Origin of the sequence: Burkholderia sp. BCC1977 (assembly GCF_905339595.1) — a bacterium.
Lineage (GTDB): Bacteria > Pseudomonadota > Gammaproteobacteria > Burkholderiales > Burkholderiaceae > Burkholderia.
In genome coordinates, this window is the sequence record NZ_CAJPGQ010000003.1 from 1 (window position 1) to 21,890 (window position 21,890).

Sequence of the window (21,890 nt, forward strand, 5' to 3'; positions counted from 1 at the left end):
TAGATGTCGGCCTGGCGCGCGAACGCGCTGGCGGCCTTGCCCATCACGAACGGCGCACGCGTCATGCTCTCGACGCCGCCGGCCACCATCAGCGCGGCCTCGCCCGACTTGATCGCGCGCGCGGCCACGCCGACCGCGTCCATCCCGGAACCGCACAGGCGGTTGATCGTCGAACCCGGTACGCCCTCCGGCAGGCCCGCGAGCAGCGCGGACATGCGCGCGACGTTGCGGTTGTCCTCGCCGGCCTGGTTCGCGCAGCCGTAGATCACGTCGTCGATCGCCGTCCAGTCGACGTCGCGGTTGCGCTCGACGAGCGCCTTGAGCGGCACCGCGCCGAGGTCGTCGGCGCGCACGCCGGACAGCGCGCCGCCGTAACGGCCGATCGGGGTACGAATCGCATCACACAGAAAAGCTTCGGTCATCAGTGTCTCCGGTCTCATGCAAGGCTGGGAAGTGATTGGAACGCGCCCCTTGCATTGCCCGCCGGGATGCGCTTAAATGTTCTATATACGAACATAAGATCGTGTATCGAACGTTCAACGCATCATAGGGAGTGCGGGGACGACCTGTCAAGCGCCCGGTCCGCGGTGCGGTTGGCGTGTCAGGCCCCATGCGCTATCTTCTCGGCTGCACGACAATCCAACCGTTCATGACAACCGAAGACATCCAGACGAAACCGGGCGACTCGTATGTGCAGTCGTTCGCGCGCGGCCTCGCGGTAATCCGCGCATTCGACGCCCAGCGCCCGGAGCAGACGCTCACCGAGGTCGCCTCGGCCACCGGGCTCACGCGCGCCGGCGCACGCCGGATCCTGCTGACGCTGCAGACGCTCGGCTACGTCGAGGCCGACGGCCGGCTGTTCCGGCTCACGCCGAAGATCCTCGAACTCGGCTTCGCGTATCTCACGTCGATGCCGTTCTGGAATCTCGCCGATCCGGTGATGGAGCAGTTGTCGGCACAGATCCACGAAAGCTGCTCGGCCGCCGTGCTCGACCGCACCGAGATCGTCTACGTGCTGCGCGTGCCGACCCACAAGATCATGACGATCAACCTGTCGATCGGCAGCCGCCTGCCCGCATACTGCACGTCGATGGGCCGCGTGCTGCTGTCCGCGCTCGACGACGCGGCGCTCGACGAAACGCTCGCGCAGAGCGGCATCCGTGCGCATACACCGCGCACGATCACCGACATCGGCGAGCTGAAGGCGACGATCGCGCAGGTGCGCCAGCAAGGCTGGGCCGTGGTTGATCAAGAACTCGAAGTGGGCCTGATGTCGATCTCCGCGCCGATCCGCAACCGGCGCGGGCAGGTGATCGCCGCGATGAACATCAGCGGCAACGCGCAGCGGCACACCGCGAAGCAGATGGTGAAGGAGTTTCTCGGGCCGCTGCAGCAGGCCGCGCAGACCGTGTCGGAACTGGTGGCACGGCGCGGGTAACGGCGCAACGCGATGGCCGGACGGGCGAGACGGCCATTCGCGGACGCAAATCGCGGACGCAAAAAAAGACGGGCGGCACCTCGCCGCCCGTTCAATGCTCTGACTCTGCAGTAACACCCATCTCACGGTACACGGAGCAAACTCCGCGCCGATCAATTTAGTGACGCGGCCAAGCCCGGTCAATCTGACGAGAACGAAAATGCACGGCGCCGCTCGGACACCGAGCCCGCCCGGAACCGCTCACGCACCGAGCAGCATGCCCTTGCGCACCGGCACCGTGCCCGTCACGCGCCCGAGCGGCGCGCCGGCCGTCACGAAGCGGATCGCGCGGCGCATGTAGAACACGCCGTCGGTGCCGCTCGACACCGTCGTGATCGCGTCGGTCAGCGGATCGACTATATCGAACAGCGGATCGCCGGCGCGAATCGTCGCGCCGATCGCCGCACGGTGCACGAGAATCCCGCTCACCGGCGCGTAGAACTGCTCGCTGCCCGCGAGCGGCGTGGCCGGCGCGGCGAGCGGCGGCAGCGGCGTGCGCTCGCCGCGCACCGCGCCGCACCACACCAGATAGTCGACGAGCGCATCGGCATCACGCGCCGCGTATTCATGCGTCACGTCGCGCTGGCCGCGGCATTCGACCGTCACGGCCACCGTGCCCGCCGCCATCGGCGTGCGTTCCGGCAGGTGCTGCCGCAACTGCGTCCACAGCAGGTGATGCGCATCGTCGAACGCGTGGCCGCCCGAATCCTCGGCGAGCAGCGACACCTCCGCGCCGAGATAGCGCGCGAGCGGCTCGACCTGCGGCCATGCCGAGTCGCTCGTGTATACGTGCATCACCGCTTCGAGCGAGCAATGCAGGTCGATCACGACATCGGCGTCATGCGACAGCTTCAGCAAGGCAAGCTGCAACGCATCGAATTCGGTACGCGGCGCGATCGCGTCGAGCGCCGCGCCGACGCATTCGCGCACGATCGCGCGATTGCGCTCCGGGTCCGTGCCGAGCCGGTCGCGCGCCCGCGCGGCGATGTCCGCGAGCGGCAGGAAGCCGCGATTGAAATTGCGCCCGCTCGCGAGATCGAACCGGCCGATGAATTGCCCGAGCAGATGGTGGTTGAGGCCGACCGGGTTCGCGACCGGCACCAGCACGATCCCGGCCGCGAGCCGGCCGGCCGCGTCGAGCTGCGCGAGACGCTGCTTGAGCACGACCGCGGCGAGCATCGCGGGCGTCTCGTCCGCGTGCAGCGCGGCCTGCAGGTAGATCTTGCGGCCGGCGTCGGCCGGCCCGAAATGAAAGCTCGTCAGCGTGCGCTGCGTGCCGATCGACGGCGACAGGAGCGGCGTGGTGCGAATCTGCATCGATGGTCTCGAATGAAAAATACGGGGAAAACGGCGCGTGCGGCTCAGTCGCCGTACGGGTTGAAATCGAAGTACTGCTTCGCGATGCGGTCGTACGTGCCGTCCTTCAGCATCGACGCGATCGCGCCGTCGATCGACGCCTTGAGCGCCGTATCCGACTGGCGCATCCCGATGCCGACGCCGCGATCGCCCAGGTCGAGCGGCGCGCCGACGAACGCGAAGCCCTTGCCCTTCGGCTGGCGCAGGAAGCCGTAGTCGGCTTCCACCGTGCCGAGCAGCGCGGCGTCGAGCCGGCCGTTGACGAGATCGGCGAACACGTCGTCCTGGCTCTTGTACGGCACCACGCCGACGCCGGCCGGCGCCCAGTGCGCAAGCGCCCACGATTCGAACTGCGTGCCCGACTGCACGCCGACGCGCTTGCCGGCCAGCGACGCGGCCGTGCTGCCGAGCCCGCGCTCGGGCCGCGCGACGAGCCGCGACTTGAAGCGGAACAGTTTCGACGAGAACAGAATCTGCTTCTCGCGCTTCTCCGTGATCGCCATCGACGACAGGATCGCGTCGATCTTGCGCGCCTGCAGCGCCGGAATCATCCCGGAGAACTCGAGCTCGACCCACTGGCAGCGCAGTTGCGCGCGGCGGCAGATCTCGTTGCCGAGATCGACGTCGAAGCCCTTCAGGCTGCCGTCGGGCGCCTTCGCGTCCATCGGCGGATAGGTCGGATCGATGCCGAGGCGCACCACGTGCGCGTCGAGCGCGTGCGCGGACGTGCCCGCGAAGCCGATGCACAGGGAAACCAGCGGAACGAGGAAGGGGCGCAAGCGTGGCACACGTTTCATGGTCGACGGAGGGCAGGAAGAGGGACAACCGGCATGAGCCGGACTGCCTGCGATCGTAGTGCGCGCGCGTCGCCGCCGGAACGCGTGGCTGTCTTATCATGATCAGTATTTCCGATCACCGGCCTCGCGCTCGACCATGGCGTTCACGCTGTCCCAGCTCCGCATCTTCCAGGCCGTCGTCGAACACGGCAGCCTGCGCGCCGCCGCTCGCGCGCTCGACCTCGCGCAGAGCGGCGTCACGCAGCAACTGCAGAGCCTCGAAGCGTCGCTCGGCGCGACGCTGTTCACGCGCACCAATCGTGGCATCGTGCCGACGGCCGTCGGCCAGCGGCTGCTCGCGCGCTCGGGCGCGATCCTCGGCGAATGCGAGCAGGTCGAGCACGAGATCCGCCAGCTGAGCGGCGCGTACGAAGGCACCGTCACGCTCGGCCTCGTGACCGAACCGCTGATCGATGCGTTCGCACCGGTGCTGACCGCGTTCCGCGCGCGCTTCCCGAAGGTCGACGTGCACCTGCGCACCGGCACGTCGCGAATGATGATCGGCTGGCTGCGTGAGAACGCGGTGGATTTCGCGATCGCGCTCGTCGCGAAGCAGACCGACACGACCGGTCTCGCGGTCACGCCGCTGCATGCGTCGGCGCCGGTGGTCGTGTGCCGCGGCGGCCATCCGCGGCAGCACGCGCTATCGCTTGCCGAGCTGGCCGACTACGCATGGGTGTCGACGCGTTCGCCGAACCTGAGCGCCGATCCGGTCGTCAACCGGCTGCTCGCGTACTTCGACGCGCACGCTCAACCGGCGCCGAAGATCATCGCGACCGTCGAAGGGATGTTCGAGACGCTGCAGCTCGTCACGCAGACCGATTGCCTCGCGCTCGAATCCGAAGCCGTGACGCGGCACGGGCCGTTCGCGGGCGCGCTCGCGAAGGTGCGGGTGCGCGAGCAGGCGGAATCGCAGGAAGTCTGCCTGCTGCAGCGCGCAGCCGTGCCGTTGACGCCGGCCGCGCAGGAACTGGCGACGATGCTCGCGTCGTACCTGAGGACCGTGCGCGGGCGGTAATCCAGGCGCGGATCACCGCCCGCGGCGGCGCACGTCAGTCCATCGACTCGCGCGCCGTCTCGCGCAGCATCGCGACCGCGATCAGCGACAGCACCACGCACGCGGCCACATAGCCGGCCGGCGCGAGCTTGCTGCCGGTCGTCGTCACGAGCCAGGTCGCGATCAGCTGCGCGGTGCCGCCGAAAATCGTCACCGCGAGCGCATACGCGATCGAGATGCCGGTCGCGCGAACATGGCGCGGCAGCGATTCGCACATCAGCGCCATTTCCGATGCCGACCCGAGCGAATAGAACAGCAGCATCAGCGCGGTCAGCGGCAGGATCACCGACAGCGTCGGATGATGGTTCATCAGCCAGAACGCCGGGAACAGCAGCAGGACCAGCACGCCGCGCCCGACGAAGATCGGCATGCGCCGGCTGCCGAGGCGGTCCGACAGCCAGCCGAACAGCGGACACGTGACCAGCATCACGCAGCCCGACGCGACGCCGACGAACATCGACAGCTTCATCGGCAGGCCGAGCGTATGGATCGCATAGGTCGGCATGTAGAAGGTCAGGATGTAGGTCGACACCGTGCCGCCCATCACCGTCAGCATCAACAGCAGCACCGTGCGCGTGTGCTGCGAGAACAGCTCGCGCAGCACGCCGCGTTCGATCCCGTGATGGCTGTCGCCGGGCGCATCGTCCGCGAGCCGCCGGCGCAGATACATGCCGACCGGCGCGATCAGCACGCCCACGAGGAACGGCAGGCGCCAGCCCCAGCCCTCGAGCGCGTCCTTCGTCAGCGTGTTCGACAGCAGCGCCGCGAAGCCCGAGCCCATCAGCGCCGCGCCGCCCTGCGTCGCGAGCTGCCAGCTCGCGCGGAACGCGCGGTGCGACGTGCCGCCCTGCTCGATCAGCGTGGACGTCGCCGCGCCGAACTCGCCGCCCTGCGAGAAACCCTGCATCAGCCGCGCGCAGACGACCAGGAGCGGCGCGGCCACGCCGACCTGCGCGTAGGTCGGCGCGATCGCGATCAGGCCGGTGCCGAGCGCCATCAGCATGATCGTCAGGTTCAGCGCGGCCTTGCGGCCCTTGCGGTCCGCATAGATGCCGAGCACGACGCTGCCGAGCGGCCGCGTGAAGAAGCCGGCGGCGAACGTCGCGACCGACAGCAGCAGCGACGTGGTCGGATCGCTCGACGGGAAGAACAGGTGGCCGATCAGCACCGCGAAAAAGCCGTACACGGTGAAATCGAAGAACTCCAGCCAGTTGCCGATCACGGCCGCCGCGATCGCGCCGCGCTTCGTGACGGCCGGTGCGCCGCGCGTATCGGTTCCGGCGGCCCCCGTCGACGCGGGGTGCAGCGCGAGATGGTCTTTCTGCATCGTTCCTGGCTCCTCTCAATGCGGCCGGAAGCGCCGGCCGCGCGCTACCGCTGGGGGGTTACTGCCCGAGGTAACGCTCCACGAGGCGTGTCCAGAACGCCGCGCCGATCGGCAGATTGCGATCGTTGAAGTCGTACTTCGGGTTGTGCACCATGCAGCCGTCCTCGCCTTCGCCGTTGCCGAGCCGCACGAACGAGCCGGGCCGCTGCTGCAGCATGAACGCGAAATCCTCGCTGCCCATCAGCAGGTCGGCCTGCTCGACGACGTGCGCGTCGCCGACCAGCTCGCGCGCGACCTGCGCGGCGAAATCCGTTTCGGCATCCGTATTGACGACGACCGGATAGCCTTCGATGTACTCGACCTGTGCGGTCGCGCCGTAGCTCGCGGCCTGCGACTCGGCGAGCTCGACGATGCGGCGCTTGAGCAGCGCGCGCACGTCGGGGCTGAACGACCGCACGCTGAGTTCGAGGCGCGCGCCGTGCGGGATCACGTTGTTCGCGGTGCCCGCGTGCATCGAGCCGACCGTGACGACCGCCGGCTGCGACGGGTCGACATTGCGCGCGACGATCGTCTGCAGCGCCATCACGATGCTCGCCGCGACCACCACCGGATCGACCGTCAAATGCGGCCGCGCCGCGTGGCCGCCGACGCCCTCGATCGAGATGATCGCCTTGTCGCCGGCCGACATGAACGGGCCGCGCCGCGTGAGGAACACCCCGGGTGCCGCGCCCGGATGGTTGTGCATGCCGAACACCGCATCGCACGGAAAGCGCTCGAACAGGCCGTCGTCGATCATCTTCTTCGCGCCGCTGTCGACGCCGTGCTCTTCCGCCGGCTGGAAATACAGGTGCACGGTGCCGGAGAAATTGCGCGTCTTCGCGAGGTGCTGGGCCGCGCCGAGCAGCATCGTCGTGTGGCCGTCGTGGCCGCATGCGTGCATCTTGCCGTGCGTGCCGCTCGCATACGGCAGGCCGGTCGCCTCGAGGATCGGCAGCGCGTCCATGTCCGCACGGATGCCGATGCGGCGCGTGCCGCCGCCCGCGCGCAGCGTGCCGACGACCCCCGTCTTGCCGACCCCGCGCGTGACCTGCCAGCCCCATTGCTCGAGCTTGTCCGCGACGAGCGCGGCCGTCTCGTGCTCCTCGTACGCGAGTTCCGGGTGGTGGTGAATGTGATGGCGGATTTCGCGCAGCCCGCCGGCGGCGGGCATCAGATCCTCGATTTCGGTGAATCGGACGTCGGTGGTCATCAAGCGGCTCCTGCTGATCGTCAGCGTGTCAGCCGCACGCGAACGGTTGCGTGCGGGAAAGCGAGCCACTATAGCGAGCCGATATCGGTTCAATAAGATGCGGAATTTTTCACCGCGATAAGCTTTATTAATCAGGGTTAATACGGGTAACAGCGGCCTGGCGTGCCGCGAACGCCGCAATCGACACACGCGCGATTGATTTTTGAGACGAACGGTCTATTATTCGCCCATGGACGTTCGAACTGATCCGCCTCGCCGCCGCGGCAGGCCGCCGAAGCAGCACGAAGACCTCGTCGCGACGCGTGACATGCTGTTGCGCACCGGGCTGGAAGTGCTCACCGAAAAGGGCTTTTCCGCCACCGGGCTCGACGAGATCCTCGGGCGCGCCGGGGTGCCCAAAGGCTCGTTCTATCACTACTTCGACAGCAAGGAAGCGTTCGGCCTCGAGCTGATCGATCGCTACGCCGAGTTCTTCGCGCGCAAGCTGGACCGTCATTTCAGCCAAACGGAACGCTCGCCGTTACAGCGCGTGCGCGCGTTCGTCGACGATGCGCGCGACGGCATGGCCCGCTACGGATACAGCCGCGGCTGCCTGATCGGCAACCTCGGCCAGGAAATGGGCGCGCTGCCCGAGAGTTTCCGCGCGCGTCTGCGGGCGACATTCGAGGACTGGCAGCGCCGGCTGGCCGAGTGCCTGGTCGCCGCGCGGCAAGCCGGCGAGCTGGCGGCCTCGGCCGATCCCGCCGAGCTGGCCGCGTTCTTCTGGATCGGCTGGGAAGGCGCCGTGCTGCGCGCGAAGCTGGAACGCAGCGACGAGCCGCTCGCGCTGTTCGCACGGTGTTTCTTCAATGGCTTGCCTCGCCGCTGAATTTTTTTTCCATTAACCAGACGATCGGTCTAGAAAGGAGGACGGATGTTCCAGGGCATCGTGATCGACAAGGACGAGACCGGTCAGCACGCGCGGCTGCAGACGCTGGACGACGCGCAGCTGCCCGCGGGCAACGTGACGATCCGGGTCGGCTATTCGACGTTGAACTACAAGGACGGGCTCGCCATCACCGGCAAGAGCCCGGTGGTCCGCAAGTTCCCGATGGTGCCCGGCATCGATCTGGTCGGCGAGGTCGAGCACAGCACGCATCCGGACTACCGTGCAGGCGACCGCGTCGTGCTGAACGGCTGGGGCGTCGGCGAAACACACTGGGGCGGCCTGGCGCAGAAGGCACGCGTCGACGGCGACTGGCTGGTGCCGCTGCCGTCCGCGTTTTCGCCGCAACAGGCGATGGCCATCGGCACGGCGGGCTACACCGCGATGCTGTGCGTGATGGCGCTGGAACGGCATGGCGTGCGCCCGGACGATGGCGAGATCGTGGTGACCGGCGCGGCCGGCGGCGTCGGCAGCGTCGCCACCGCCCTGCTCGCACGGCTCGGGTATCGCGTCGTCGCCGTGACCGGCCGCCCGGCCGATGCCGACTACCTGCGGCAGCTCGGCGCGGCGGAGATCCTCGACCGGTCGCCATTCAGCGCGCCCGGCAAGCCGCTCGGCAAGGAACGCTGGGCCGGCGCGGTCGACGTCGCGGGCAGCCACGTGCTCGCCAACGTGTGCGCGACCACGCGCTATCGGGGCGTGGTGACGGCCTGCGGCCTGGCCGCCGGCATGGACTTCCCGGCCACCGTCGCGCCGTTCATCCTGCGCGGCGTGACGCTCGTCGGCATCGACAGCGTGATGTGCCCGCGCGCCGAACGTCTGGAGGCATGGCGCAGGCTCGCGTCCGATCTCGATGTCGAGAAACTGGGCACCATCAGCCACCAGGTGGGCCTCGCGGACGTCATCCCGCTCGCCGAGGACCTGATCGGCGGCAAGGTGCGCGGCCGCGTCGTCGTGGACGTCAACGCGTGACGCGCGCAACGGCAACGCGTCGTTTCATGCCCGGCCGACGGCGCGCGCGTCGCGTTCGCCCGAGCCACTTTATCCAGGAGACCTCATGACCGCTGCAGACAACGCGCCCATCAGCCGCTTCCCGGTGCCGGCGCTGGAAGACCTGCCCGACGACGTGCGCGAACGGATCGCGACCGTCCAGGAAAAGTCGGGCTTCATCCCGAACGTGTTCCTCACGCTCGCGCATCGCCCGGACGAGTTTCGCGCGTTCATGGCGTACCACGACGCGCTGATGGACAAGCCGGGCAACCTGACCAAGGCCGAACGCGAAATGATCGTCGTGGCCACCAGCAGCGTGAACCAGTGTCAGTACTGCGTGATCGCGCACGGCGCGATCCTGCGCATTCGCGCGAAGGATCCGCTGATCGCCGACCAGGTCGCGACCAACTACCGGAAGGCCGACATCACCGCTCGCCAGAAGGCGATGCTCGACTTCGCGATGAAGGTTTCGCAGACCGCGCACCGGGTCGGCGAAGCGGACTTCGATACGCTGAAGTCGCATGGCTTCACCGAGGAGGACGCCTGGGACATCGCGGCGATCTCGGCGTTCTTCGGGATGTCGAATCGCCTCGCGAACGTGACGAACATGCGGCCCAACGCCGAGTTCTACGCGCTGGGGCGGTAACGGCCGCCGGCAACGGCGATCGCGCTCGAAGACCGGGCGTGCAGGTGCCCGGTCTTCCGCCGGCCGCCGCACTCAGTGGCACTGGCGCCGGCGGCCGGCGCGGCGCTCACACGCGCCCTCGATGCCGCGGTTCCGGTGCCGGTCTGGCCTACTTCAACGCGTCCAGCTCGACCGGCAGCTTCACGTCCGGGAACATCGTGGACAGCGTCGTATCGCGCCACCGCGCCGCCTCCTCCGCGCGCTCCGTTTCCGCCTGCTGGCACACGAACAGCGCATCGCCGCCAAGCAGCAGGCGCATCGGCACGTCGTCGCGACGCGACAGCTCGACGATCAGCGCCGCGATCCGCGCGGGATCGCCGACCTCGTGGCCGCCGTACGTGCCGAGCAATTCGAGCATCTTCCCGACCGACGGCTGATAGTCGGGCAGCAGGCCGTCGACCTCGCGCCTCGCCTCCGCGGCCCATTCGGTCCGCATGCCGCCCGGCTCGAGCGTGCAGACGCGCACGCCGAACGGCGCGACTTCCTTCGACAGCACGTCGCTGAACCCGCCGACCGCCCACTTCGCGGCCTGGTACGCGGACAGGCCCGCCATCGACGTGCGCCCGCCGACCGACGACACCTGGAAGATGTGACCCGCGCGCTGCGCGCGCATCGTCGGCAGCACCGCGCGCGTCAGGTTGACCACGCCGAACAGGTTTGTCTCGATCTGGTCGCGGAAGTCGTCCGCCCCCATCTGCTCGAACGGTGCCGTATGACCGTAGCCCGCGTTGTTCACCAGCACGTCGATACGGCCGAATGCGTCGCGAGCGGCCGCCACCGCATGCGCCGCCGCCGCCGCGTCGGTCACGTCGAGCGCCATCGGCAGCAAGCGGTCGCCATACCGTTCTTCCAGATCCGCGAGCCGCGCGGGATCGCGCGCACCGGCCACCAGCCGGTCGCCCGCCGCCAGCACCGCTTCCGCGATCCAACGCCCCAGGCCGCGCGCGGCCCCTGTTACCAGCCAGACTTTCGACATTTTCCACTCCTCGACAAAGTTGAAACCACACAAATGAATGATTACTCACTCATTAATATGAGCGATGAGACGATCGTTTTCGCCGTGCCACGCCCTGCCTGAAACCGCGTTTCATCGATGCGGCGACGCCCGCCCCCTTGCGCCGCCGATCCCCCGTCTTCGGCTTGCCGTTACGCCGACCGCTCGCTCACACCGCGTGCAGCACGGCCCACAGCGCACGAAACCCGGCCTCCCGGTACCCATCGGCCAGCGCCGGGTCGCGCGCGATCGACTCCATCGCCGTTTCCGCGATCGACGTGAACAGCGCCGCGCAGAACGCGTGCGCGTCGTCGGCGCTCAGCCCGCCCGCCGCCGCGACCTGCGTACGCAGCAACGCGCTGATCGCACCGAACCCTTCGGCCCCGGCCGCGCGATGCGCGTCGTCGATGCGGCCGCTCACGCCGAGCTGCAGCAACGCCCGCCGCCCGTCCGGATTCGCGACGCCCCACGACACATAGCCGTTCCACGCATGCCGCATCGCCTGTTCGGCCGGCGCGTGCTCCGGAAACCCGGTCATCATCGCGTCGCGCATGTCGGCCTTCAGGCTCAGGTACAGCGCGTTCAGCAGCGCATCCTTGGTCTCGAAATAGGTGAACACCGTGCCTTCCGCGACGCCGGCGAGCCGCGCGATACGCGCGGTGGTCGCGCCCGCACCATCCTCCGAGAGCGCGCGGGCGGCGGCGGCGAGGATGGCGTCGTGCTTGTCGGGACTGCGCGGTCGGGCCACGGTCGATTCCTTTAATGAGTGAGCGCTCAATCATAATCGTACCGACGCATGTCATGCAAGCCCTGTTACATACGGAGGAACCCATACGCAATCGATCAAAAGCGTGCACTATTAGCGTTTTCACGTACTGGCGCGCCAACGCACCGGCGCCCGGCGCTTCGACGTTCGTTCCACGCTCACACCGCTTCAGACCGCGAATCACTCATGACGAATAAGCCCAACCAGACCGAAGCCGACCAGCCCGTCGACATGATCATCTTCGGCGGCGGCGGCGACCTGGCCGCCCGCAAGCTGTTGCCCGCGCTGTACATGGCGCACCTGCACTGCAACCTGCCGCCGGAGACGCGCATCATCGCGGTCGGCCGCCGCGACTGGGGCATCGACGGCTATCGCAAGTTCATGGACGAGCAATCGCGCCCGTTCATCGACGACAAGGCCTTCGACGCCGACGCGTGGAGCCGTTTCCTCGACCTGTTCCAGTACGTGCTGATCGACGTGAGCGCGCCGGAAGACTACGCGCGCCTCGCCGAAGCGGCGCGCAGCGACGCGATCCGCGTGTTCTACCTGTCGACGTCGCCGGAGCTGTTCACGACGATCTGCGACAACCTGTCGGCCGCGCACCTCGTCGATGCGCGCTCGCGCGTCGTCCTCGAAAAGCCGCTCGGCCACGATCTCGCGTCGGCGAAGGCGATCAACGACGCGGTCGGCAAGCATTTCGCGGAATCGCAGATCTACCGGATCGACCACTACCTCGGCAAGGAAACCGTGCAGAACCTGATGGTGCTGCGCTTCGGCAACCCGATCTTCGGGCCGCTGTGGCAGGCGCCGAGCATCCGCAGCGTGCAGATCACGGTGGCGGAAACGGTCGGTGTCGGCAGCCGCGCGGGCTTCTACGACCATACCGGCGCGCTGCGCGACATGGTGCAGAACCACCTGCTGCAACTGCTGTGCATCGTCGCGATGGAGCCGCCGGTGTCGCTCGACCCGGACGCCGTGCGCGACGAGAAGCTGAAGGTGCTGCGCTCGCTGCGGCCGATGGCGCTGTCGGACGTCGCGCGCGATACCGTGCGCGGCCAGTACACGGCCGGCGCGGTCGACGGCCAGCCGGTCAAGGGCTATCTCGAGGAAGACAACGTGCCGGCGGACAGCCACGCGGAGACCTTCGTCGCGCTGCGTGCGCACCTCAACAACTGGCGCTGGGCGAACGTGCCGTTCTTCCTGCGCACCGGCAAGCGGCTGCAGCGCCGCCAGTCGGAAATCGTGATCGAGTTCGCGGACATGCCGTTCTCGATCATCCCGAGCGGCCCGCGCCACTACAGCAACCGCCTCGTGATCCAGCTCCAGCCGGAAGAGTCGATCCAGTTGCAGATGCTCGCGAAGGAGCCGGGCAGCGGGATGAAGATGGTGCCTGTGAGCCTGAACCTCGACCTGCAGCAGGCGATTCCGGAACGGCGTGCGGAAGCGTACGAACGGCTGCTGATCGACGTGATCCGCGGGCGCCTCACGCACTTCATGCGCCGCGACGAACTCGAGGCCGCATGGTCGTGGGTGGAGCCGATCCTCAATGGCTGGAAGCAGCTCGGCGACCGCCCGCGCCTGTACACGGCCGGCACGTTCGGGCCGGCGGCCTCGTCGGCACTGCTGGCGCGCGACAACATGTCGTGGTCCGAAGAGGCGTAAGAAGCGCGACACGCGACGGCAGGTCGGCGGCGCAAGCGCCGTCGGCATGCCGGATCACATCGGCGTGCCCGCCGCACACCGCCCGCCGCCCCGCCGTTCGCTTCGGCCAGCGGAAGTCCGCCGAGCTGTCCCGCGCCGGAACGGTACCCGGCGGCAACGACGCAGCCGCCTCGGGCTACACCGTCCCCATCCACGCAGCCTTGCGCCGCGCCGGCGCACCGCTGCCGCTGCTCCCGCCGCCCAGCACCTCGATCATGTAATCGACGAACGACGCGATCCGCGACGAAATCGCGGTATTCCGGTAATACACCGCGTTGATCGGCTGTTCGACGTCGAGCGTCTGCCGCGCGAGCACCTGCACGAGCCGGCCGGCCTCGCGATCCTGCGCGGTCATGAAATCCGACAGGCACACGACGCCCGCGCCTTCCAGCGCGAGCTGCCGCAGCGTCTCGCCGCTCGACGACCAGATGCCGGGCTCGATGCGGCTCGGCTCGCCGTCCGCGCCGAGGATCGGCCACACGTTCAGCGATTCGGGCTGCGTGAAGCCGAGCAGCGTGTGCTTGCCGAGATCCTCGACCTTGCGCGGCTGGCCGTGCGCTTCGATGTATGCAGGACTCGCGAGGATGCGCAGCCGGCTGTTGCCGATCCGCCGGCTGTGCAGGGTCGAATCCTTGAGCCGGCCGATCCGGATCGCGACGTCGGTGCGCCGCTCGAGCAGGTCGATGATCCCCTCGTTGCTGTTCAGCTCCAGGTCGACCTTCGGGAAGCGTTCGCGGTAGCCGCGCACGAGCGGCACGATCACGTGCAGCATGAACGGCGTCGCGGCGTCGACGCGCAGCCGCCCCGACGGCATCTCGCGCCGCGCGAGCATCTGCTCCTCGGCGTTCTCGACCGATTCGATGATCGCGCGCGCATCCTGCAGGAACGCGCGCCCCTCTTCGGTCAGTTCGAGCCGGCGCGTGGTCCGGCGCAGCAGCGTGGTCTTCAGCTTCTCCTCGAGCCGCGCGAGCGTACGGCTCGTGGCCGACACGGTGAGGTCGAGCTGCTGCGCGGCGGCGGTGATCGAACCGGTGTCGACCACGGCGGCATAGGCCTGGAGTTCGTCGAGCGTGATCTTCATTGTTGATCTGAAATCAAAACAATTTGGTTTATAGACCAGTTTTTCCGCAAAAGTAAAGGCGGCACACTGCGATCCATCCTTACCGGAACCTGGATCCCATCATGCCACTCGCCCTGCTTGCGCTGACCATCAGCGCCTTTGCCATCGGCACGACCGAATTCGTGATCGTCGGGCTGATCCCGACGATCGGCGCCGATCTCGGCGTCAGCCTGCCGTCGGCCGGCCTGCTCGTCAGCCTCTACGCGCTGAGCGTCGCGATCGGCGCGCCGCTCCTCACCGCGCTCACCGGCCGCGTGCCGCGCAAGACGCTGCTCGCCGCGCTGATGGCGCTCTTCACGGTCGGCAACCTCGTCGCGTGGCAGGCGCCGACCTACGAATCGCTGATCGTCGCGCGCGTGCTCACCGGCCTCGCGCACGGTGTGTTCTTCTCGGTCGGCTCGATCATCGCGACCACGCTCGTGCCGAAGGACAAGGCCGCCAGCGCGATCGCGACGATGTTCAGCGGGATGACCGTCGCCTTCGTCGCCGGCATTCCGCTCGGCACCTTCATCGGCCAGCACTTCGGCTGGCGCGCGACGTTCCTGATCGTCGCGCTGTTCGGCCTCGTCGCGTTCCTCGGCGCGGTGGCCTTCGTGCCGCGCGGTCTCCCGCAGACGCCGCCGGCGCCGCTCGCCCGCCAGTTCCGCGTGCTCACCCAGCCGCGCCTGCTGCTCGTCTATGCAATGACGGCGGTCGGCTACGGCGGCTCGCTGATCGCGTTCACCTACATGGCGCCGCTGCTCGAACAGATCGCCGGCTTCACGCCGTCGCAGGTCAGCCTCGTGCTCGTCGGCTACGGCGTGTCGGTCGCGTTCGGCAACGTCTGGGGCGGCAAGCTCGCCGACAGCGTGGGCCCGGTCAAGGCGCTCAAGCGGATCTTCCTGCTGCTCGCGATCGTGCTGCTCGCGCTGACCTTCACGGTGCACGTGAAGTGGCTCGCGGTGCTGACGATGCTCGCGTGGGGCGCGGTCGCCTTCGGCAACGTGCCGGGCCTGCAGGTGTACGTCGTCAAGCAGGCGCGCCACTTCGCGCCGGACGCCGCCGACGTCGCATCGGGCTTCAACATCGCCGCGTTCAACCTCGGCGTCGCGGGCGGCTCGTCGCTCGGCGGCCTGATCGTCGCGAACGTCGGCCTCGGCCATACGCCGTGGATCGCCGCGGTCGTCACCCTTGGCGCATTCGCGCTGACCGCGCTGAGCGGCCGCCTCGACCGCGGCCAGGGCCTGCCCGAACGCACGGCCGAACCCGTCGAACTCGCCCATTGAACGTCGTTTTTCTACAGGAACTCACCATCATGAACGCATCGACCCAACGTCCGCCGTTCGCCGGCAAGACCTTCGAAGTCCGTTACGACGGCCTCACCGCCCTCAATGCATATGACGAGGACGGCCTGCACATGCGCTACGAGATCACCGAAGGCGCGTATGCCGGCGCGAAGGGCGAAGTCGCCTGCACGTGGCAGCACATCGCCGGCGAGACCTACGCGATCTCGTGGCAGGAAGCCGACCGCGCGACGGTCGTGCACATCGACGATTTCGCCGCCGGCACGTCACGCTCGTTCTTCACCGCGTCGTCGCTCGACTTCTACAGGCTCGAAGGCAGCCTGCGCGCAGTCTGAACGGAGGCGCCCGGCCATGTCCCCCTCGCTCGACACGCTCGCCGACGGCGGCTTCAGCATCGGCATCGAACTGCCGCTCGACAACGACTGGTCACCGGCCGGCGACGCGAAGCGCCAGCATGACGGCCGCCGCCCCGGCGTGCCCGACCTGGAGCGCCACGCGGCGCTCGCGCGACTGGCCGACACGCTCGGCTTCCGCGCGCTCTGGGTGCGCGACGTGCCGGTGTACGACCCGTCGTTCGGCGACGCCGCGCAGGTGTTCGAGACCTTCTCGTATCTCGGCTACCTCGCCGGCATCACGCGCGACATCCTGCTCGGCACCGCGGCCGTCGTGCTGCCGCTGCGCGAACCGCTGCTGACGCTGAAATCGGCCGCGACGATCCAGGAACTGAGCCGCTCACGCCTGCTGCTCGGCGTCGCGAGCGGCGACCGGCCGGTCGAATATCCGCTGTTCGGCCGCGACTTCGCGTCGCGCGGCGCGAATTTCCGCGACCAGATCGCGCTGCTGCGCGACGGCGCGCGCGCTCACCTCCCGCAGGGCCTCGACGTGCTGCCCGCCGCGCGCTCGCCGGTGCCGCTGCTCGTCGCAGGTCTCGCGCAGCAGACGCCCGCCTGGATCGGCGAACACATGGACGGCTGCCTCGCGTATCCGGGCACGCCGGCCGACCACCTGCAACGCGTCGCGAACTGGCGCGCGGTAGCCGGCAACAAGCCGTACGTGAGCTTCATCCACCTCGACCTCGCGGCAGACCCGCACGAGCCGCTGCAGCGGCACCGTTTCGGCGCACGCGCCGGGCGCATCGCGCTGACGGACGAGCTCGCGGCGATGCGCGACGCGGGCGTGCAGCACATCGGCCTGCATTTCCGCCGCAACCGCCGTCCGCTCGACGAGACGATGGCCGAGATCGCGTCGGAGGTGCTGCCGGCATTCCATGCGAATGCGAAGACCGCTGCCGGCACGAACGCGCGGACGGGCGCCGCTTGAGGCCGGTGCCCCGGCAGCCGGCCCGACTCACGACTGATATTTGACTTTAAATCAAATATTTTTGACCTCTAAAGGCGTTTATCTCACTAGTTCCAAGCGCCAGAATGACTTCCATACCGCAACAGCCCCCCTTTCAGGAGCACATGATGAGCAACATTCCCGCATTCGGCCTCGGTACGTTCCGCCTGCAAGGCCAGGTTGTCATCGACTCGGTCCGTAACGGCCTCGAAGTCGGCTACCGCGCGATCGACACCGCGCAGATCTACGGCAACGAAGCCGAAGTCGGCGAAGCGATCGCCGCGTCGGGCGTGCGCCGCGAAGACCTGTTCCTCACGACGAAGATCTGGGTCGACAACTACGCACCGGAAAAGCTGGTCGCCAGCCTCGAGGAAAGCCTGCGCAAGCTGCGCACCGAGTATGTCGACCTGACGCTGATCCACTGGCCGGCCCCGGGCAACGGCGTGTCGGTCCAGGCATTCATGACCGCGCTCGCCGAAGCGAAGGCGAAGGGCCTCACGCGCCGGATCGGCATCTCGAACTTCAACATCGAACTGACGAAGGAAGCGATCGCGGCCGTCGGCAAGGAGGCGATCGCGACGAACCAGATCGAACTGAGCCCGTACCTGCAGAACCGCAAGCTGGTCGAGTTCCTGAACGCAGAAGGCATCCACGTGACGTCGTACATGACGCTCGCGTACGGCAAGGTGCTCGGCGACCCGGTGATCGGCGCGATCGCGCAGCGTCACGACGCGACGCCGGCGCAGGTCGCACTGGCATGGGCACTGCAGCTCGGCTACTCGGTGATTCCGTCGTCGACCAAGCGCGAGAACCTCGCGAGCAACCTGCTCGCGCAGACGCTGCGCCTGAGCGACGAAGACATGGCGCAGATCGCCGCGCTCGAGCGCAACGGCCGCGAAGTCGACCCGGCCGGCCTCGCGCCGAAGTGGGACTAAGCGCGCCGCCCTCTCTACCGACCCGTCCGCGGCCAGCCAGCCGCGGCACCGACAGGACACCATCATGACCCAGGACCCGCTTTTCCAACCGCTGCAATTCGGCGCGCTGACGCTGCCGAACCGCATCGTGATGCCGCCGATGACGCGTTCGCGCGCCAGCCAGCCCGGCGACGAAGCCAACGAACTGATGGCCGCGTATTACGCGCAGCGCGCGAGTGCGGGCCTGATCGTCAGCGAAGGCACCTATATCGCGCCGCTCGGCAAGGGCTACGCATGGACGCCCGGCATCCATACGCCGTCGCAGGTCGCCGGCTGGCGCAAGGTGACGGACGCCGTCCACGCCGCGCACGGCCGCATCTTCGCGCAGCTCTGGCACGTCGGCCGACTGAGCCACACGAGCCTGCTCGGCGGCCGCCAACCCGTGTCGTCGTCGCCGCTCCAGGCGAAGGGCGTGAACGTGTTCGTCGCCGGTGAAGACGGCAGCACGCCGGGCTTCGTGCAGGCCTCCGAGCCGCGCGCACTGACCCTCGACGAGATCCGCGAGATCGTCGATCAATACCGCGCCGCCGCCCGCAACGCGATCGAGGCAGGCTTCGACGGCGTCGAGCTGCACGGCGCGAACGGCTATCTCGTGAACCAGTTCATCGACTCGAACGCAAACACGCGCACCGACGCGTACGGCGGCTCGCTGGAAAACCGGCTGCGCTTCCTGCGCGAAGTCACGCAGGCGCTGATCGAAGGCACCGGCGACGCATCGCGCGTCGGCATCCGCCTCGCGCCGCTGACCACGCTGAACGGCTGCGTCGACGACGATCCGGAAACGACCTATCTCGCCGCCGCGAAGCTGCTCGGCGAACTCGGCGTGGGCTACCTGCACATCGCGGAAGCCGACTGGGACGACGCGCCGCTGATGCCGGTCGAATTCAAGCAGCAGTTGCGTGCCGCGTACCCCGGCGTGCTGATCTATGCCGGCGCCTACACCGCCGAGCGTGCGCGCGAAGCGATCGCCGCCGGCTGGGCCGACCTCGTCGCCTTCGGCCGCCCGTTCGTCGCGAACCCCGACCTGCCCGAGCGCCTGCGCACCGGTGCCACGCTCGCGCCGCACGACCGCAACACGCTGTTCGGCGGCGGCGCACAGGGCCTGACCGACTATCCGACGCTCGCGCAAGCCGCGGCGTAACGATCCACAGGAGTCCGGAATGAAAGCAACGCTCGCCCGGCTCGCGCTCGCCGCGATCCTGCCGTTCACGGCGGCCCAGGCAGCGCACGCCGCGCCGGCCGCACCCGCGGCCGACTGGTATCCGTCCGTGTACGGCGCGCACGACGAAATCGGCGCGGCCAACCTGCTGACGCCCGACGTCATCAAGCAGGCGGTCGGCCTCGTGAAGGCCGGCAAGACCTATCCGCTGGCCGTGCCGGTGGACAAGGACCTGCCGGCGTTCCGCCACCGCAGTTTCCGCCTGTACAACGTGCAGGTCGGCCAGCAGGCGGGCAAGAGCCTCGGCCCGAACAAGTTCACGTTCAACGACGAACTCGTCAACGCGTGGACCGGCGTCGGCACGCAGCTCAACGGCATCGGCCACATCGGCATCGACAACGTGTACTACAACGGCAACAAGGCAGCCGATTTCGTGACCGTCGACGGCGTGAAGAAGCTCGGCGTCGAGAAGGTGCCGCCGATCGTCACGCGCGGCGTCGTGCTCGACATGACTGCCTACTACGGCAAGCCCGTCGTGCCGGGCGGCACCGAGTTCACGGTCGCCGACATCCAGGCCGTGCTGAAGAAGCAGGGGCTGACGCTGCGCAAGGGCGACGTCGTGCTGTTCAACACCGGCTGGCTCGAGCTGATCGGCAAGGACAACCAGCAATTCCTCGACGTCGAGCCGGGCATCGGCATGGAAGCCGCGAAGTGGCTCGCCGACCAGGGCATCGTCGCGTTCGGCGGCGATACGTGGGCGTCCGAGGTCTATCCGAATCCGCACACGAAGGACGAATTCCCGATCAACCAGTACATGCTCGCGAAGCGCGGCATCTACAACCTGGAGCTGATCGACAGCCGCGCGCTGGTGCGCGACCACGCGTGGGAATTCCTGTTCGTGCTCGGCCAGCCGCTGTACGTGGGCTCCACGCAGGTCAACATCAACCCGGTCGCGATCCGCTGATCCCGCGGGCCGCTCGTCAACCGGTTGCCGGCGGCCCGCAACAACGCTTTCCCTTTCCGGCGCCGCCGGCTTCTGCCGGTGGCGCCGTTCCTTTTGCAGGTTTTGCAGGAACTCAGCATGAGCACGCAAGCATCGAAACTCGCCCTCGTCACCGGCGGCTCGCGCGGCATCGGCCGCGCCACGTCGTATGAGCTCGCGCGACAGGGCTGCATCGTCGCGGTCCACTATCGTGCCGATCGCGCCGCGGCGGAGCAGACGCTCGCCGGCATCCGCGAACTCGGCGGCCGCGGCTTCGCGATCCAGGCCGACCTCGACGCGCCGGACGGCGTCGCCACGCTGTTCGACGCGCTCGACCGCGCCGTCGCCGAACAGAACCTGCCGGCCACGCTCGACGTCCTCGTCAACAATGCCGGCGTCGCCGACGGCGGCACGCTGGACGAGACATCGGTCGAACTGTTCGACCGGCAGTTCTCGCTGAACGTGAAAGCGGTGTTCTTCACGACGCAGCAGGCCGTGAAGCGCATGCCGCGCGGCGGCCGGATCGTGAACCTGTCGAGCGTGCTGTCCAGCCGCGTGTTCGAAGCCGGCGGCAATTTCAGCGCGATTTCCGCGTACGCCGCGTCGAAAGCAGCGGTCGACACGCTGACGCGCCACTGGGCGGTCGAACTCGGCCCGCGCGGCATCGTCGTCAACGCGGTCGCGCCCGGCCCGGTCGATACCGACATGAACGCGAGCTGGCTGCGCACCGACGACGGCCGCGCGACGATGACGGCGGCCAGCCCGCTCGGCCGCGTCGGCACGCCGGAAGACATCGCGGGCGTGATCGGCTTCCTCGCGAGCCCGGCGTCGCAATGGACGACCGGCCAGGTCATCGACGCGAGCGGCGGCTACCGCCTCTGAAGCCGGTGATGCAGGTGCCGCCGGGTCGACCGGCGGCACGGATCGGCCGCCCGCGGTGCGCGCCGCGCGGCCCGCAGGCTTCACACGTGCTGCAAGACCCGCGGAAGACGGCGCCCGCGCGACTGCGCACCGCCGTCCGCGCGTTCACCCGTTCGGAATGTGACGAGGCGCCCATGCGCATCGCGCTCGACGACGCCGCGCCCCTTTATCGCGACGCCCCCGAGGCGCAGGAAGTCAAGGTCGCGGGCCATCGGATCTTCAGTGCGTGCATCCGAGAAGCGCTGCCCGGCGTGCCCGACGCCACGCATGCGCTCGCCTGCGAGCTGATCATGACGACGCTCACGCCGGGCGGCCGCGCGCTCTCCGAAACCGAACCCACGCCGGCGGAAATCGACACCTGCTCGGCCGCGATGGCCGCCATGTTCTGCGCGCATCTCGCGCGCCGTTGAGACAACAAAGGCAACACCGCATGCGAGCGCATCTCGCGCGCGGCCCCGGTATCATCCGGATGCAGGTTGCGCGCAGCCGTTTTCACGCATCTGCGCAGCCTCAATGAAAGACATGCGTAAGACTCGATGCCTCCCCCCTTCCCGCCCTGCCCGCCGGCCCCGCATTCAAATAATCGCCTTAACGGATTCGAACTAGGCGTATACACGCGTTCCGCGACGACGAAGCCCCGTTGCACGCCGATATAAGCGCTGCGACATGCGCTGCATGCTCGTCCCCCAATGGGACGTGATGGGCCGTTCGCCTAACCTTCGCTACGGCAAAGCACACGTGACGAGGTCG

The 21,890-nt window shown here is 68.3% G+C and carries 21 protein-coding genes and 1 pseudogene; 14 read left to right on the forward strand and 8 right to left on the reverse strand.

What is annotated here, in order from left to right; all coding sequences use genetic code 11:
- On the reverse strand, positions 1-422 hold a 422-nt coding region (locus U5771_RS03700), incomplete at its 3' end, for a beta-ketoacyl synthase N-terminal-like domain-containing protein (protein ID WP_049020472.1).
- Positions 423-649: 227 nt separating this feature from the next.
- On the opposite strand from U5771_RS03700, the gene U5771_RS03705 reads away from it, so the two are divergent.
- Positions 650-1,438: an IclR family transcriptional regulator gene (locus U5771_RS03705; RefSeq protein WP_321806074.1), complete on the forward strand. Its 789-nt coding sequence runs from the start codon at positions 650-652 to the stop codon at positions 1,436-1,438.
- 240 nt (positions 1,439-1,678) lie between these two features.
- Here the strand turns inward: U5771_RS03705 and U5771_RS03710 are convergent, their stop codons facing one another.
- Together U5771_RS03710 and U5771_RS03715 are read right to left on the reverse strand one after the other, a co-directional pair.
- Positions 1,679-2,794 (reverse strand): succinylglutamate desuccinylase/aspartoacylase family protein, encoded by a 1,116-nt coding sequence (locus U5771_RS03710; RefSeq protein ID WP_322022713.1) that lies wholly within the window; start codon positions 2,792-2,794, stop codon positions 1,679-1,681.
- Positions 2,795-2,838: 44 nt separating this feature from the next.
- Positions 2,839-3,612: a transporter substrate-binding domain-containing protein gene (locus tag U5771_RS03715; RefSeq protein WP_322022714.1), complete on the reverse strand. Its 774-nt coding sequence runs from the start codon at positions 3,610-3,612 to the stop codon at positions 2,839-2,841.
- A gap of 154 nt (positions 3,613-3,766) precedes the next feature.
- Between U5771_RS03715 and U5771_RS03720 the strand changes: the two genes are divergently transcribed.
- Positions 3,767-4,687 (forward strand): LysR family transcriptional regulator, encoded by a 921-nt coding sequence (locus U5771_RS03720; RefSeq protein WP_322022715.1) that lies wholly within the window; start codon positions 3,767-3,769, stop codon positions 4,685-4,687.
- A gap of 34 nt (positions 4,688-4,721) precedes the next feature.
- Here the strand turns inward: U5771_RS03720 and U5771_RS03725 are convergent, their stop codons facing one another.
- Positions 4,722-6,053 (reverse strand): MFS transporter, encoded by a 1,332-nt coding sequence (locus U5771_RS03725; RefSeq protein ID WP_322022716.1) that lies wholly within the window; start codon positions 6,051-6,053, stop codon positions 4,722-4,724.
- Between the two features lie 58 nt (positions 6,054-6,111).
- A complete protein-coding gene (locus tag U5771_RS03730; protein ID WP_322022717.1) occupies positions 6,112-7,302 on the reverse strand; it encodes a M20 aminoacylase family protein in 1,191 nt (396 codons plus the stop codon).
- A gap of 229 nt (positions 7,303-7,531) precedes the next feature.
- On the opposite strand from U5771_RS03730, the gene U5771_RS03735 reads away from it, so the two are divergent.
- From U5771_RS03735 to U5771_RS03745, 3 genes are all read left to right on the forward strand, one after another.
- Positions 7,532-8,170, forward strand: a complete 639-nt coding sequence (locus U5771_RS03735) for a TetR/AcrR family transcriptional regulator (protein WP_322022932.1) — start codon at positions 7,532-7,534, stop codon at positions 8,168-8,170.
- Between the two features lie 45 nt (positions 8,171-8,215).
- Positions 8,216-9,199: an MDR family oxidoreductase gene (locus U5771_RS03740; protein WP_322022718.1), complete on the forward strand. Its 984-nt coding sequence runs from the start codon at positions 8,216-8,218 to the stop codon at positions 9,197-9,199.
- A gap of 85 nt (positions 9,200-9,284) precedes the next feature.
- The gene (locus tag U5771_RS03745) at positions 9,285-9,863 is read left to right on the forward strand and encodes a peroxidase-related enzyme (RefSeq protein ID WP_322022719.1); all 579 of its coding nucleotides are present in this window, start codon (positions 9,285-9,287) and stop codon (positions 9,861-9,863) included.
- 148 nt (positions 9,864-10,011) lie between these two features.
- Here U5771_RS03745 and U5771_RS03750 read toward each other — a convergent pair whose 3' ends face one another.
- Together U5771_RS03750 and U5771_RS03755 are read right to left on the reverse strand one after the other, a co-directional pair.
- Entirely contained in the window at positions 10,012-10,878 is an 867-nt protein-coding gene (locus U5771_RS03750; protein WP_322022720.1) for an SDR family NAD(P)-dependent oxidoreductase, read from the reverse strand.
- 187 nt (positions 10,879-11,065) lie between these two features.
- The gene (locus U5771_RS03755) at positions 11,066-11,644 is read right to left on the reverse strand and encodes a TetR/AcrR family transcriptional regulator (RefSeq protein ID WP_322022721.1); all 579 of its coding nucleotides are present in this window, start codon (positions 11,642-11,644) and stop codon (positions 11,066-11,068) included.
- A 204-nt stretch (positions 11,645-11,848) separates the two neighbouring features.
- Between U5771_RS03755 and zwf the strand changes: the two genes are divergently transcribed.
- On the forward strand, positions 11,849-13,324 hold the full coding sequence (gene zwf / locus U5771_RS03760; protein ID WP_322022722.1) for a glucose-6-phosphate dehydrogenase: 1,476 nt from the start codon (positions 11,849-11,851) through the stop codon (positions 13,322-13,324).
- Between the two features lie 175 nt (positions 13,325-13,499).
- Here the strand turns inward: zwf and U5771_RS03765 are convergent, their stop codons facing one another.
- Complete coding sequence (locus U5771_RS03765; RefSeq protein WP_322022723.1) at positions 13,500-14,444, reverse strand: LysR family transcriptional regulator; 945 nt, start codon at positions 14,442-14,444, stop codon at positions 13,500-13,502.
- Between the two features lie 101 nt (positions 14,445-14,545).
- On the opposite strand from U5771_RS03765, the gene U5771_RS03770 reads away from it, so the two are divergent.
- From U5771_RS03770 to U5771_RS03805, 8 genes and pseudogenes are all read left to right on the forward strand, one after another.
- Entirely contained in the window at positions 14,546-15,748 is a 1,203-nt protein-coding gene (locus U5771_RS03770; protein WP_322022724.1) for an MFS transporter, read from the forward strand.
- 29 nt (positions 15,749-15,777) lie between these two features.
- Entirely contained in the window at positions 15,778-16,101 is a 324-nt protein-coding gene (locus U5771_RS03775; RefSeq protein ID WP_322022725.1) for a MoaF-related domain-containing protein, read from the forward strand.
- Between the two features lie 16 nt (positions 16,102-16,117).
- A complete protein-coding gene (locus U5771_RS03780) occupies positions 16,118-17,086 on the forward strand; it encodes a TIGR03571 family LLM class oxidoreductase (protein WP_322022726.1) in 969 nt (322 codons plus the stop codon).
- A gap of 146 nt (positions 17,087-17,232) precedes the next feature.
- Entirely contained in the window at positions 17,233-18,039 is an 807-nt protein-coding gene (gene dkgB, locus U5771_RS03785; RefSeq protein ID WP_322022727.1) for a 2,5-didehydrogluconate reductase DkgB, read from the forward strand.
- 64 nt (positions 18,040-18,103) lie between these two features.
- Positions 18,104-19,219 carry an alkene reductase gene (locus tag U5771_RS03790; RefSeq protein WP_322022728.1) on the forward strand — a complete coding sequence of 372 codons (1,116 nt, stop codon included), beginning with the start codon at positions 18,104-18,106 and terminating at the stop codon, positions 19,217-19,219.
- Positions 19,220-19,238: 19 nt separating this feature from the next.
- A complete protein-coding gene (locus U5771_RS03795) occupies positions 19,239-20,201 on the forward strand; it encodes a cyclase family protein (RefSeq protein ID WP_322022729.1) in 963 nt (320 codons plus the stop codon).
- Between the two features lie 117 nt (positions 20,202-20,318).
- On the forward strand, positions 20,319-21,101 hold the full coding sequence (locus U5771_RS03800; protein ID WP_322022730.1) for an SDR family oxidoreductase: 783 nt from the start codon (positions 20,319-20,321) through the stop codon (positions 21,099-21,101).
- Between the two features lie 86 nt (positions 21,102-21,187).
- Positions 21,188-21,550: pseudogene (locus U5771_RS03805) on the forward strand (TetR/AcrR family transcriptional regulator); the annotation flags it as partial.
- Positions 21,551-21,890: the final 340 nt, after the last annotated feature.